Consider the following 12745-nt stretch of genomic DNA (forward strand, 5'->3'; position numbering starts at 1 on the left):
GGACCTTTCCTTGCAAAATTTGCAAGGAAAGGTCCTTTCATAGCGCGTCAGGAGGGGAGATCCGCGGTAGTCCGCTCGGCTTCGCGCCGGGAAGCGAGTTTGGCCGGATCCGCGTCGGTGACCTGGACCAGATGCGCGCCGGCCGCGAGCGGCGTCAGGAATCCCGACAGAATCCCTTCCTCGCCGGTCCACTCCACAGTGGACAGAACGCGGTCCGCCGCGGACAAGCCCGCCGCCGAAGCGCGGGAACGAGCTTCGGCGAGCACCTCGTCCACAGTGGACGAACCCAGCGCGGGAGTGTCGCCGGGAACGGGGAACAGCGGGCTGAACTGGTCACCCGAAAGCCTGGCTTCGGTCAGGTAGTCCAACGCCCCGTCGGGTACGGAACCGGCGGGCAGCCCGAGGCCCATCGGGTGCAGCGAGACGACGGCCGTCGCGGCCGCGTCGGAAGCGCCGCCCGGCGCGACGAACGCCACCCGCGCGCCAGCGGTCTCCGTCACCACCCTGGCGCCGCACCACCAGGCGCCCAGCAGGACACCGGCGGTCTGCCAGTGCGACGGCAGCACGACGGCGACCTCGTCTCCCGGTTCGACGTCGAACTCGTCGACCAGCCAGTTCGCCGTTTTGGCGGCCCAGTTCACCGTGGTCGCCACGGACAGTTCGACCCGGCTGCCCTGCTTGTCGTCGTAGTGCGTGATCAGCGGTTTCGCGGGCGACCCGAGCAGGGGCCGCAGCAGCAGTTCGGTGAGGCTCACGCCCCCAACGCTAGTTCACGCAGGGAACACTCGACGCGGCGAGCAGCGGAGCCGCACCGGGGGCCCCGCCACCACCGCCCCGGCCCACCAGGCCGGTCACGAAGGTCCGCACGGCGGCGGGGTCGATCTCGACGATACTCTGGCCTTCCGCGCTGCGGCCGTTGATGTTCACCACCGGGATGGTCGTGAACGTCAGGTCGCCGGACGCGATCCCCTTCGCCTGCTGCGCGAACTCCAGCAGGTCCAGCCCTTCGTCCAGGACGATCGACCGGCGCACGACGTCCATCAGGCCCGCCATCGTCGACGGGCTGGTCAACGTGCCTGCCGAGAGCACCTGGTTCAGCGCCGAGGACAGGAACGTCTGCTGCCGCACGATGCGGTCGAGATCGCCGCGCGGCAGGTTCTTCCGCTGCCGCACGAACGAAAGCGCCTCGCCGCCCGAAACGGTCTGTTCGCCGCGCCGGAAGTCCGCGCCGGAGTCCTTGTCCTCGGTGGAGTGGTTCAGGCAGACCTTGACGCCGCCCAGCGCCTCGGTCAGCAGGTAGAACCCGAGCAGGTTGACCTCGGCGTAGTGGTCGATGCGGATCTTCGTCAGGTCCTGAACGGTCTGGACCAGTGCCTTGCGGCCTTCCTGATCGGAATCGCGTTCGAGTTTCGCCTGATCGCCTTCGCCGCGGTGCGCGTTCGCGTAGTCGGCCTTCGCGGTGCCATACGCCGAGTTGATCTTGCCGAGGCCACGGCCGGGGATGTCGGTCCAGGTGTCGCGCGGGATCGAGACCCCGGACGGCTTCCCGCCGTTCTTCGGGATGCGCAGGATGATGATGGTGTCGGTGTTGACGCCCGGCTTCTCCTCGGTGCGCAGTTCCTTGAGCACCCTGAGCGGCAGCGGATTGCCCTGCGCGTCGGTCCGCGCGTCGCTGCCGACGAGGAGGATGTCGTTCGCCCCGTCGTCGGCGGGCGGTGCGGCGGGATCGTCTGCCTTGCTCAGTGCGTTCGTCGTGGGGACGTTGTTCTGCAACTGGTCCTTGGTGACGTACGCGTAACCCGTCGTGCCGAGGGCGAGCAGCGACACGAGGCCGAGCGCGATCCGGCGGGTGATCCGGCCGGCGCGGCGCAGCGGGCGCTCGGGTACGGCGAGCACACCCGAAACCGGTTCGTCTTCAGCCGGGCCGGACGGCTGGGGGAGCGGCGGATTCCGGGGGTACGGCGTCGGGATGAACCGGGGCTTCTCGTCACTCTCGGTGTCCGATTTGGTGTCCTCTTCGGACTTCGGCTCTTCGTCGTCCAACTGCTCAGAACGTTCGTTGACGCCCTCGTCCTCGTCGCCCATCCCTGTTCACCTCCCCTGGCACTGCCGCTTGTCCGATCGTAGGAGAAGGCTAAGCCACCGTGAGGTCGGCCACGCTCAGTACCCGGACATTAATTGACGCAGGGCACATTGCCCGCGACGATCGGCGTCGTGGTGGGCGCCGGCGGAGCGCTGGCGGGCGGCTGAGCCGGCTTCGAGGGAGTCGACGTCTTCGACGGGGCGGTGGTCGCGGTCGCGCCCTTGAAGTCCTTGCCGAGCAGCACCCGCACCTTGCCGGGCGCGACGTCGCGGTCCGCTTCGGCCGCCACCGCGGTGCCGAAGACCTGCTTGATCAGGGCCAGCGCGGCTTCGTCGCCCGGCGCGTGCCGGATGACCGTCGAGTTGCGGGTGCTGAGCTTGGTGTCGGGCGCGAGTTTGAAACCCTTGCCCTGCAAGAGGTTCCGGGTCTCGGTGGCCACCGTGGGGGAGCCGGAACCGTCGAAGAGTTCGACGGTCACCGCTTCCGCGCCCGGCAGGGTGGGCTGAGTCGAGGTCGGTGCCGTCTCGCCGTCGGCGGTGAGGCGGCTGATTTCGGCCTGCACCTGCGCCGGGTCCACCCGGAGCACGGCGGCACCGCCGATGGTCGCGTCGCCCTGCGTCGGGATCGTGTGGAACTCGACGTTGCCGCTGGTCAGCCCGCGCATCTGGGCGGCGAACTCCGGCAGATCCCAGCCTGCCGACAGCACGACCGACTTCTTCACCGCTTCGATCAGGTCCGCGATCTTCGCCGGGTTGATCAGGACGTCGGACGAGAGCACCTTGTTCGCCAGCCCCGACAGGAAGGCCTGCTGCCGCGCGATCCGGTCGAGGTCGCCGTTCTGCAGGTCGTAGCGCTGGCGGACGAACGCGAGCGCCTGGACGCCTTCGACGGTCGACTTCCCGGCGGGCAGGTCCACACCGGACTTCTTCTCCTTGACCGCGTTGTTGAGGCAGACCTCGACGCCGCCGATGGCCTTGGTGATCTCGTAGAAGCTCGACAGGTTCACCTCGGCGTACCGGTCGATCATCTTCGGCTTGCCGATGAACTTCTCCAGCGTCGCGATCAGGTTCTTGCGGCCGGCGTCCTTGGCCTTGGCGTCGACGTCCTTGAGATCGGAGTTGCCCTGCTGCTGCAGCGTCTTCGACGTGTCGTTGTAGGCGTACACGTACGCGCTGTTGAGTTTGTGCTTGCCGAAACCGCCGGTGATCTCGACCCACGAGTCGCGGGGGAAGGAGATCGCGACCGCCTTCTTACCGTTCTGGGGGATGTGCACCAGGATCATCGTGTCGGTCTGGCGCTCGCCGTCGGAAACACCGGCGTGCAGCATGTCGAGGACCTCGCGCGGCAGCGGGTTTCCCTGCGCGTCGGTGCGGCTGTCCTGGCCGACGAGCAGGATGTCGATCGCGCCGTCCAGCGGTTTCGCGGGCGGGTGGCCGTTGTCCTCGAAGATGTTCGTGGTCGCGAAGCCTTTCGACGGGTCGCCGATGAACTGCCAGCCCCACCAGGTCAGCGCCAGGATCGTGATCGAGACCAGGCTGAACACGACCTTCACCCCACGGCGGGCGAACACCACGACACCGCCGCCACGGCGCGCCGGAATGGGTGGCCCGGGCCACTCGGTCACGTGCGGTCCTCCACGAATCTCCCCAGGGCACCCGCGTGCCTCGCCGACAACTCTACTGATCCTCGTGTTAGACGTCCGTAGGCTGGTGAAAGGTTGCCCCGGTCGTGACACACTCGGCCGGTCAGGAAGTCGTCAAAGGAGGATCGCGGCATGCGAGTGCTGGTCACCGGGGGTGCCGGGTTCATCGGTTCGCATTACGTCCGGCAGGTGCTGACAGGGGCGTACCCGAGCCTGGCCGACGCCGAGCTGATCGTGCTCGACAAGCTGACCTACGCGGGCAACGAAGCGAACCTGGAGCCGGTGCGCGAGAACCCGCGCTACCGGTTCGAAAAGGGTGACATCTGCGACGCCGCCCTGGTCAGCGAGCTGATGCGGGGGATCGACCTGGTCGTCCACTTCGCCGCCGAGTCCCATGTGGACCGTTCGATCGCCGGCGCTGCCGACTTCGTGCTGACCAACGTGCTCGGCACGCAGACCCTGTTGCAGGCCGCGCTCGAGGCCGAGGTCGGGAAGTTCGTCCACGTGTCCACCGACGAGGTGTACGGCTCGATCGACGAAGGATCCTGGGACGAAGACCACGCGCTGGAGCCGAATTCGCCGTACTCGGCGTCGAAGGCGTCCTCCGATCTGCTGGCACGTTCCTTCTTCCGTACGCACGGATTACCTGTCTGTGTCACGAGGTGCTCGAACAACTACGGTCCGTACCAATTCCCGGAGAAGGTCATCCCGCTCTTCGTGACCAACCTGCTCGACGGCAAGAAGGTCCCGCTCTACGGCGACGGGCTCAACGTGCGTGACTGGCTGCACGTGGACGATCACTGCCGCGGCATCCAGCTCGTCGCCGACGGCGGCAGGCCGGGCGAGGTCTACAACATCGGCGGTGGCACGGAACTGACGAACCGCGAGCTGACCGAGCGGCTGCTGACCGCGGTCGGCGCCGGCTGGGACAGCGTCGAGCCGGTCGAGGACCGCAAGGGACACGATCGCCGGTACTCCGTCGACATCACCAAGATCTCGCGGGAGCTCGGTTACGCGCCGCGGAAGTCCTTTGAGGACGGTCTGGCCGACACGGTCGCGTGGTACAGCGGAAACCGAGCGTGGTGGGAGCCGCTGAAGAACCGTGCGGGAGAGTGACGACGTGCTGAGCATTCTCGTACCGGGCGGATCCGGTCAGCTGGGGCAGGACATCGCGGCGCTGGCGGCGGACTCCATCGACGCCTCGACGCCGTCGTCGTCGGAGTTGAACGTGTGCGACACCGGGCAGGTCGTCGCCGCGGTGACCGAACTGGCGGGCCGGGCGCGGGCGGCGGGGAAGTCGCCGGTGGTGATCAACGCGGCCGCCTACACCGCGGTGGACGCGGCGGAGACCGACGAGGCGCGGGCGTTCGCGGTGAACGCCGACGGCCCCCGGGTGCTCGCCGCGGTGTGCTCGTCGCGCGGAGTGCCGCTCATCCACGTGTCCACGGACTACGTGTTCGCCGGTGACGCGACTTCGCCGTACGAGACCGGTGACCTGCTGGGGCCGCTCAACGCCTACGGCCGGACGAAGGCGGCGGGCGAGGACGCGGTTCTCGGGTCGGGCGCCCGGTCCTGGATCGTGCGGACGTCCTGGGTGTACGGCAAGACCGGGGCGAACTTCGTGAAGACCATGGCGCGCCTGGAAAAGGAACGCGACGAACTGTCCGTAGTGGACGATCAGACCGGTTCGCCGACCTGGTCTCGCGATCTCGCCGCCGGACTGCTGGAGCTGGCCGGTCGCGTCGCCGCCGGCGACGGGCCTTCGCAACGGGTGCTGCACTGCACGGGCGGCGGGTCGACGACGTGGTGTGGATTCGCGCGCGCGATCTTCGCGGAACTCGGCGCGGACCCGGCGCGGGTGAAGCCCTGCACGACGGCGGAGTTTCCGCGTCCCGCGGCGCGTCCGGCGTTTGGGGTGCTGTCGAACGCTTCGTGGCGCGAGGCCGGTCTCACGCCGCTTCGGGACTGGTCTGACGCGCTTCGGGCCTACTTCGCTTCCTGAGACCTCCGCAATTAGTCACCTACTTGCCCTGACCGAATTCGTGCGCCGGAGGGCCTAGAGGGCAAGTAGGTGACTAATTGCGGAGGTCAGTGTTTCGTGCTGGCCTGGCGGTACGCGGCGACGGTGAGTTCGGCGCAGGCGCGCCAGGTGAAGTTCGCGACGTGGGCGCGGCGCGCGGCCGAAGTGGCGACGGCGTGCGGGTCGCTGACGGCGATCCGCAGCGCCTCCACGAGCCCGTCGACGTCCTCGTAGGGGACCAGGCTCGCGCAGTTCCCCGCGACCTCGCGCAGCGCCGGGATGTCCGTGCACACCACGGGGACGTCCGACGCCATCGCTTCCAGCACCGGGAGCCCGAAGCCCTCGTCGCGCGACGGCAGCACCAGGGCACTGGCCCCGGCGACGACCCGGCGGAGGTTCACGTCGGACAGGTAGCCCACGTGTCGCGAACGTGAGCCCACCGCGAACGAGCCGGGGCCGACGAACACCAGTTCCGGCAGATCGGGCGCCGCCTCGTGCGCCTGCTGGAGCCAGTGCAGGCCCTTGCGGGGCCCGGGCGCGCCGGCGAAGAGCAGGTACTTGTCCGGAAGGCCGAGTTCCTTGCGGCGCTCCTTGTCCGGCGGGCGCGCGGTGAACCAGGCCGGGTTCACGCCGAGCGGGGTGACGATGATCTTGCCGCGATCCACGTCGAGCCGTTCGGCGACCTGGTCGGCGACGGCGTTGGTGGGCGTGCAGATCGCGTCGGCGAGCCGGGCGCCGCGCCGGACCAGGCGCGGCAGTTCGTGATCGCTCGGCGCGAGTTCCTCGGGAGCGTCCAAAAAGGCCAGATCGTGGATGGTCACCACACCCGCCGCGCGGAACCGGCCGGGCAGTACGAAGTTGGTGCCGTGCACGACATCCGTCGGCCCGGCGAACAGTTCCACCGGCGGCAGTTGCGAACGCAGCCACGCCTTCCGCAGCAACCGCGCCGCCACCGGCATGCCGCGGGCCCGGACGCCGTGCGGGAGCACGTGCCGCAGCCGTCGCCAGCCGCGCAACGTGAAGGCGACCGCGCGAGTGTCCACTTCGGACATCGACGCGAGCTCTTCGGACAGCGCGACCGTGTACCGGCCGATACCCGTCCTGGCACCGAGAAGCGGGGTCCCGTCGAGCAGGACGCGCAAGGGGCGGTCAGCCACGGCCGAGCCTTTGCTTAGCGACCTTGACCACGCGGCCGCCGACGCGCCGCACGAGTTCCTTCGGGCCGCCGTCGGCGAGGTACTCGCGGATCAGGTCGACGTCGCGGCGCAGCATTTCCTTGCCCCGCACCGGAGCGGTGACCACGAGGTCTTCCGAGCCGGGCAGCCGGTCCGCGGCGGGCCGCGGGTTCCGGCAGAACTCCACCAACGGCTTCAAGGCTTCCGGCCAGGCGTAACGCTGGGCGACCGCGGCCATCCGCTCGACACAGCCCGCGGCGAATTCTTCGTCGTACAGCGCCTTTTCCAGCGCGTCGGCCAGCGCGTCCACGTCCTCGGCGGGGACGACGACGCCGAGCCGTTCCTTGCGGACCAGGTCCGCGAACGAGTCACCGTCGGTGGTGACGATCGGCAGCCCGGCCCACAGGTAGTCCAGCACCCGGGTGCGGAAGGCGAACGTCGTCTCGACGTGCTCGTAATGCGTGGTGACGCCGCAGTTCGCGTCGAGGAGCCAGTTCTGGCGCTCCTCGTACGGCACCCACTGCTGGTTGAAGAACACGTGCTTGCCGGTGAGCCCGAGCGTGTCGGAGAGCAGCATCGTGCGCGCGCCGATGTCCATCTCGGTGACCTCGGGGTTGGGATGCTTCATCCCGAGGAACACCAGGCGGACGTCGCCGCGGCGCTGCCGCAGCTGCTCCATCGCCCGGACCAGCGTGAGCGGGTCGAACCAGCTGTAGACCCCGCCCGCCCACAGTACGACGTGATCGGTCTCGCCGATTCCGTCCAAAGTGGACCGGAGGCCGGGGCCGGTGCGGACCGGCGCGCTGGGGGACAGGCCGAACGGGACGATGGAGAGCAGCGACTGGGTGGTCGGGTCCGCGTCGTACAGCCGCGGCGAGAGCCTGCCCATCGCCGCGAGATGCCCCAGCCAGAAGTGGCGCTGACGCTCCGAGGCGCACAGGAAGAAGTCTCCGCGTTCCAGCTGCGCGTCGAGGACCTTGGTGACCCCGATGAGGTCGAGCGCGCGTTTGTCGTCGGGAACGCCCTTGCCCTGTTCGAGCAGTTCCAGGTGCATCGGGTCGTACAGATCCGCGACCACGATCTTGTGCGCGTACTGCTTCTTGAGCGAGGGCGCGAGTTCCAGCACGTGACCCTGCAGGACGATGATGTCCGCCCAGGCGATCGGGGCCTCCAGGTCGCGCCTGGTCGCCGCGCTGACCCGGAAGGGCGCGGGCGGCGGATCGGCGAGCGGATTGACCGTCACCAGGTGGACGTCGTGTTCGGTGGCCAGGGTCGCGGAGATGTTCCACGCGCGGATCGCCGGGCCCGCCATCCGTTCCGTGATCGCGTCGCCGGTGATCACCGCGATCTTGCGGCGCTGCCCGAAGAGCGCGTCGATGCCGAACGTCTCGACCAGGATGTCGTGCGCGGCGAGGTAGCGCGGCAGCGGATACGCGGGCTCCAAAGCCTTGCGCAGCAAGGGAAGCAGATCGGCGTCGGTGCGGACGCGGGCGGCCTGTTCGACGGCGCGCGACTCGGCCAGCGACGGCAGCAGTTCGACGAACTGGTCGATCGCCAGCACGCCGGCCAACGTCGTCCTCGGCACTTCGACCGGACCGGTTTCGGCCGGGCCGACGCCCTTGGCGAGATCGAGCTGGGTGGCGTCGAGGTCTCCGCGAGCGGTCGCGCGGCGGACGGCCAGCGCCAGCGCCGCGGGCAGCGCGCGCGAGAGTGTCTCGTCGGAGAGGTTCTTGTACAACGCGGCCAAGGCGTTGCGTTCCAGCAGGAACGTCTCGCGGCCGGAGTCCGGAGCGTCCACTGTGGACATCGTGGCGTGGTGCTTGTGGTAGGTCAGCGAATCCGGCACGTAGCGCACGCGCCAGCCGCGCAGGTTCAGCCGCCAGCCGAGATCGACGTCCTCGTAGAACATGAAGAACCGCTCGTCGAACCCGCCGAGTTCGGCGAACACCCCGGCGCGGACGAACATCGCCGAACCGGTCGCGAACAGGACGTCCTTGGCGATCTCGTGTTCGGCGGCGGGGACGTCGGCCAGCGGGCTGCCCGCGTGGCGTTTGTAGCCCATGCCGAACCAGGTCAGGCCCGCGTCGACGAAGTCGGTGCCGGTGCCGTCCCAGTCGAGGACCTTGCTGGCCACCGCGGCGACCGTCGGCTGGGCGCGCAGTTCGGCGACGGCCGCGCCCACCCAGCCGGGAGCCGGGCGGGCGTCGTTGTTGAGGAAGGCGAGCACGGTGCCTGTCGCGTGCTTCGCGCCCAGGTTGCAGCCGCCCGCGAAACCGGAGTTCACCGGGGACTCGACGAGCTTGACGCCCGGGGCGGCGGCCTTGATCTCGGCGACGTCGGAGCCGCCGGAGGCGTTGTCGACGCAGATGACTTCGAGGTTCGGGTAATCGTGTTCGGCGAGTGCGCGCAGGCAGGTGACGGTGTCGGCGGCTCCCCGGTAGTTCACCACGATGACCGAGACGACCGGTTGCGTTTCCCCCTGCGCCAAAGCCGTACTCCCTGCTCTCGATTGGGGCAAGCTTAATTGCCAGCCCACGCGTCCCAGACCGCGCCTCGGCCGAGTGTCGCGCGCCGCCCGATTGCCCGCCGCTCGAGCAGTGTGCGCGGCAGGCGGGCGGCGACGGCACCCAGCACCCGGCACCGCAGGCTCGGACGGAAGTTCGGTGCTTCCGGTTTCCCTCGAAGGGGGAGTATCGCGGTCAGGGCGGCGAACTTCAGCAGCTGGCGGAGCGCGACCTCACGCGGAGCACACCGCAGGAGGGTCAGCAGGCGGTTGCGTTCATTCCACAGGTGGAACTGGACCGAACCCGGTCGGGTGCTCGCGCCATGCCGATGGGTGACCTCGGCTTCGGCGCCGACGACGTCCCAGCCCGCCAGCCGGAGCCGCCACGCGGTGTCGGTGTCCTCGTAGTAGCAGAAGTAGGACGCCGGGACGCCGCCGACGGAGCGGAGCGCCTCGACGTTCAGCACGGCCGCGCCGCCGCAGAAACCGAAGACCTCTTCGGCGGGTTCCGGCAGGTCGACGCCGTGGCCATCGGCGGTCAGGCGGACGCCGGTGGACTGGACGGTCCCGTCGGCCAACGTCAGCCGGGCGCTCACGGCGGCGGCGAGCGGAGCCTTGGCGAGGGTGTCTTCGCAGGTCGAGAGCCAGTCCGGGGCCGGCGCGGCGTCGTCGTTCAGCCACGCCATCAGCGGGGTGTCCACTTTGTCCAGTGCGGCGGCCATGGCGCCCGCGTAACCGGTGTTGCGCCGCAGCCGGAGCACCTCGGGCTTCGACGGATGGGCGGCGAGCAGGGCGGCCGTGCCGTCGTCGGAGGCGTTGTCGACGACCAGGGTGCGATGCGGGCGGGACTGCGCGGCGAGGGCGTCGAGGCAGGCGATGATGTGCGCCGCGCCGCGCCAGGTGACCACGACGACGGTGGTGCTGGGCATGCCAGAGAGAATAGAGACCATGCCCGAACTGGTCGTGCTCGCCGAGCAGCTGCTGGCGCCGGTCCCCGGCGGGACAGGCCGCTACACCGGCGAAGTGCTGCGGGCGCTCGCCGAGACCGCGCCGCCGGGCTGGACGGTGTCGAGCGTGGTCGCACGACATGCCGACGTCGAGGCTGCGGTCGTCGAGGGTGTCGAAGGACCGCGTGTGCTGCCGATCCCGCCCCGGGCGCTGATCGCCGCCTGGCAGCTGGGCCTGCCGTGGTGGCCGGGCGGCGACGCGGTGCACGCGCCGACGCCGCTCGCGCCCGCCCGCGTGCCGAAGGGGCGGACGCTGTCGGTCGCGGTGCACGACACCGTGCCGTGGACGCATCCCGAGACCTTGACCCCGCGCGGCGTCGCGTGGCACAAGGCGATGATCGCGCGGGCCGCGGCGCGGGCGACCGCGCTGACCGTGCCCACGCAAGCGATTGCGGACGAGCTCACCGGGCTGGTTCCGGTTGCGGCCCCGCTGCACGTGATCCCGCACGGTGTGCGGCCGCCCGCCGCGTTCACCGAGGTCGTGCTGCCCGGGCGATACGTGCTCGCGATCGGGACGATCGAGCCGCGCAAGGGCATCGACGTGCTGATCGACGCCGCAGGCCGGATCGGGGTGCCGCTGGTGCTGGCCGGCCAGCCGGGCTGGGGCGGGGTCGATCCGGCTGAGCTGGCGCGCGAGCACGGCGCCGACGTCCGGCTGCTGGGGAAGGTGAGCGACGCGGAACTGGCGTTCGCGTTGCGGGGCGCGTCGGTGCTGGCGATGCCGAGCCGGGCGGAGGGTTTCGGGCTGCCGCTGATCGAGGCGATGGCGGCCGGGGTGCCGGTGGTGCATTCGGACGTCCCCGCCCTGGTCGAGGTGGCCGGGGGAGCGGGCGTCACCGTCCCCGTCGGTGAGGCGCAAGCGCTTGCGGATGCCCTTCGCGACGTACTCGCCCATCCGGAGCGTGCGGCAGCGCTGCGTGACAGTGGTCTCAGCCGTTCGAGTGAGTTCACCTGGCAACGCGCCGCTTCGGCCGTTTGGGGCCTCCACCAGCGCGATCAGTTTCCCGGTTCCCCACCGCGGAGCCGGTGAGCAGCCGTACCCTCCTAGGGTGACCGATGACCCTCGCGTGCTGATCGACGCGACCGCCGTTCCCGCGGACCGGGGTGGCGTCGGACGTTACGTGGATTCGCTGGTCGCGGCGCTGGACGAGGACGGCGCGCGGATCACCGTCGTCTGCCAGCCGCGGGACGCGGTGCTGTACGACCGGCTGGCGCCCGGCGCGCGGATCGTGCCGACCTCGCCGTCGACTTCGACCAGGACGGCCCGGCTGACCTGGGAGCAGGCGACCCTGCCCCGGCTGGTCCGGCGGCTCGCCGCCGACGTCGTCCACTCCCCGCATTACACGATGCCGCTGGCCAGCCCGGCCGCTTCGGTGGTGACGCTGCACGACGCGACCTTCTTCACCGACGCCGTCCTGCACTCTTCGGTGAAGGCGCGCTTCTTCCGTGCCTGGACCGCGACGGCGCTTCGCCGCGCGACGCTGTGCGTCGTGCCGAGCATCGCGACGGCGGCCGAACTCGAGCGCGTCGGCCAGGTGCGGACAGTGCGCACCTCGGAACTGGAGATCATCCACCACGGAGTCGAACCGGACCGGTTCCATCCGCCCTCACCCGCTGAGATCGAGGCCGCGCGGCAGGCCGTCGGACTGGGGAAGACGCCGTACGTCGCCTTCCTCGGCGCGCTGGAACCGCGCAAGAACGTGCCCGCGCTGATCCGCGGCTTCGCGCACGCCGTGATCGGCAGGCCGAACCCGCCGGCGCTGGTGCTCGCCGGACAACCGGGCTGGGACTCGCAGGTCGAACGCGCCCTCGACGCCGTGCCGCATCGGCTGCGCGTGATCCGGGCCGGATACCTGCCGTTCGACACGCTCGCCGGCTTCCTCGGCGGCTCCGATCTGGTCGCGTACCCGAGCCTCGGCGAGGGATTCGGGCTGCCGGTGCTGGAGGCGATGGCGTGCGGCGCGGCCGTGCTCACGACCCGGCGGCTTTCGCTGCCGGAGGTCGGCGGGGACGCGGTCGCCTACTGCGGCGTCGGCGCCGGAGACGTCGCCGCGGCCATCTCGGAGCTGCTCGACGCTCCCGCGAGGCGGGCCGAGCTGGCCGAAGCCGCGCTTCGGCGGGCGAAGGAGTTCTCGTGGGCGACGACCGCGGAGCGGCACCGGGAGGCCTACGCGAAGGCTTGGCACCGGCATGCGGAGCGGCGGGCCAGCTGAGTCTTGCGGATGCCCCCAATGTGGCATTGGGGGCATGCCCGCCGGATTCGGAGCTTCGGAGCGGCGGGGGAGCAAGGGACCTTTGCTATCGCCTCGGGGTGG

10 protein-coding genes are annotated in these 12745 nt (G+C 70.2%); 4 read left to right on the forward strand and 6 right to left on the reverse strand.

Annotation, left to right across the window (positions count from 1 at the left end; translation table 11 throughout):
- Positions 1 to 47: 47 nt before the first annotated feature.
- The 3 genes from ACLJO0_RS10540 to ACLJO0_RS10550 all read right to left on the reverse strand — a co-directional run bounded on the left by ACLJO0_RS10540 (position 48) and on the right by ACLJO0_RS10550 (position 3707).
- Positions 48 to 755, reverse strand: coding sequence for a TIGR03089 family protein (locus ACLJO0_RS10540; RefSeq protein ID WP_410577870.1), 708 nt, complete (start codon positions 753 to 755; stop codon positions 48 to 50).
- 10 nt (positions 756 to 765) lie between these two features.
- Positions 766 to 2085, reverse strand: a complete 1320-nt coding sequence (locus ACLJO0_RS10545; RefSeq protein ID WP_410577872.1) for an LCP family protein — start codon at positions 2083 to 2085, stop codon at positions 766 to 768.
- Between the two features lie 89 nt (positions 2086 to 2174).
- Positions 2175 to 3707, reverse strand: coding sequence for an LCP family protein (locus ACLJO0_RS10550; protein WP_410577874.1), 1533 nt, complete (start codon positions 3705 to 3707; stop codon positions 2175 to 2177).
- A gap of 150 nt (positions 3708 to 3857) precedes the next feature.
- On the opposite strand from ACLJO0_RS10550, the gene rfbB reads away from it, so the two are divergent.
- A complete protein-coding gene (rfbB, locus tag ACLJO0_RS10555; RefSeq protein WP_410577876.1) occupies positions 3858 to 4841 on the forward strand; it encodes a dTDP-glucose 4,6-dehydratase in 984 nt (327 codons plus the stop codon).
- Complete coding sequence (gene rfbD, locus ACLJO0_RS10560; RefSeq protein WP_410577878.1) at positions 4828 to 5727, forward strand: dTDP-4-dehydrorhamnose reductase; 900 nt, start codon at positions 4828 to 4830, stop codon at positions 5725 to 5727. The genes rfbB and rfbD overlap by 14 nt, the downstream gene beginning before the upstream one ends.
- Before the next feature lie 86 nt (positions 5728 to 5813).
- Here the strand turns inward: rfbD and ACLJO0_RS10565 are convergent, their stop codons facing one another.
- From ACLJO0_RS10565 to ACLJO0_RS10575, 3 genes are read right to left on the reverse strand one after another with little or no spacing between them, the layout of a single operon-like run.
- Positions 5814 to 6902, reverse strand: a complete 1089-nt coding sequence (locus ACLJO0_RS10565) for a glycosyltransferase family 4 protein (protein WP_410577880.1) — start codon at positions 6900 to 6902, stop codon at positions 5814 to 5816.
- Positions 6895 to 9408, reverse strand: coding sequence for a glycosyltransferase (locus ACLJO0_RS10570; protein ID WP_410577882.1), 2514 nt, complete (start codon positions 9406 to 9408; stop codon positions 6895 to 6897). Before ACLJO0_RS10570 ends, ACLJO0_RS10565 begins: the two co-directional genes overlap by 8 nt.
- Before the next feature lie 32 nt (positions 9409 to 9440).
- Positions 9441 to 10352 (reverse strand): glycosyltransferase family 2 protein, encoded by a 912-nt coding sequence (locus ACLJO0_RS10575; RefSeq protein WP_410577884.1) that lies wholly within the window; start codon positions 10350 to 10352, stop codon positions 9441 to 9443.
- Between the two features lie 19 nt (positions 10353 to 10371).
- Between ACLJO0_RS10575 and ACLJO0_RS10580 the strand changes: the two genes are divergently transcribed.
- Both ACLJO0_RS10580 and ACLJO0_RS10585 read left to right on the forward strand, forming a co-directional pair.
- The gene (locus tag ACLJO0_RS10580; RefSeq protein ID WP_410578227.1) at positions 10372 to 11460 is read left to right on the forward strand and encodes a glycosyltransferase family 4 protein; all 1089 of its coding nucleotides are present in this window, start codon (positions 10372 to 10374) and stop codon (positions 11458 to 11460) included.
- A gap of 37 nt (positions 11461 to 11497) precedes the next feature.
- Entirely contained in the window at positions 11498 to 12643 is a 1146-nt protein-coding gene (locus tag ACLJO0_RS10585; RefSeq protein ID WP_410578228.1) for a glycosyltransferase family 4 protein, read from the forward strand.
- Positions 12644 to 12745 lie beyond the last annotated feature (102 nt).

The organism is Amycolatopsis sp. lyj-108 (genome assembly GCF_046549005.1).
Taxonomy (GTDB): Bacteria; Actinomycetota; Actinomycetes; order Mycobacteriales; family Pseudonocardiaceae; genus Amycolatopsis.

Bases quoted from the DNA above. Each gene is read 5' to 3' on its own strand.
- ACLJO0_RS10545 (WP_410577872.1), bottom strand. From the start codon at position 2,085: ATGGGCGACGAGGACGAGGGCGTCAACGAACGTTCTGAGCAGTTGGAC.
- rfbB (WP_410577876.1), top strand. From the start codon at position 3,858: ATGCGAGTGCTGGTCACCGGGGGTGCCGGGTTCATCGGTTCGCATTAC.
- ACLJO0_RS10575 (WP_410577884.1), bottom strand. From the start codon at position 10,352: ATGCCCAGCACCACCGTCGTCGTGGTCACCTGGCGCGGCGCGGCGCAC.
- ACLJO0_RS10580 (WP_410578227.1), top strand. From the start codon at position 10,372: ATGCCCGAACTGGTCGTGCTCGCCGAGCAGCTGCTGGCGCCGGTCCCC.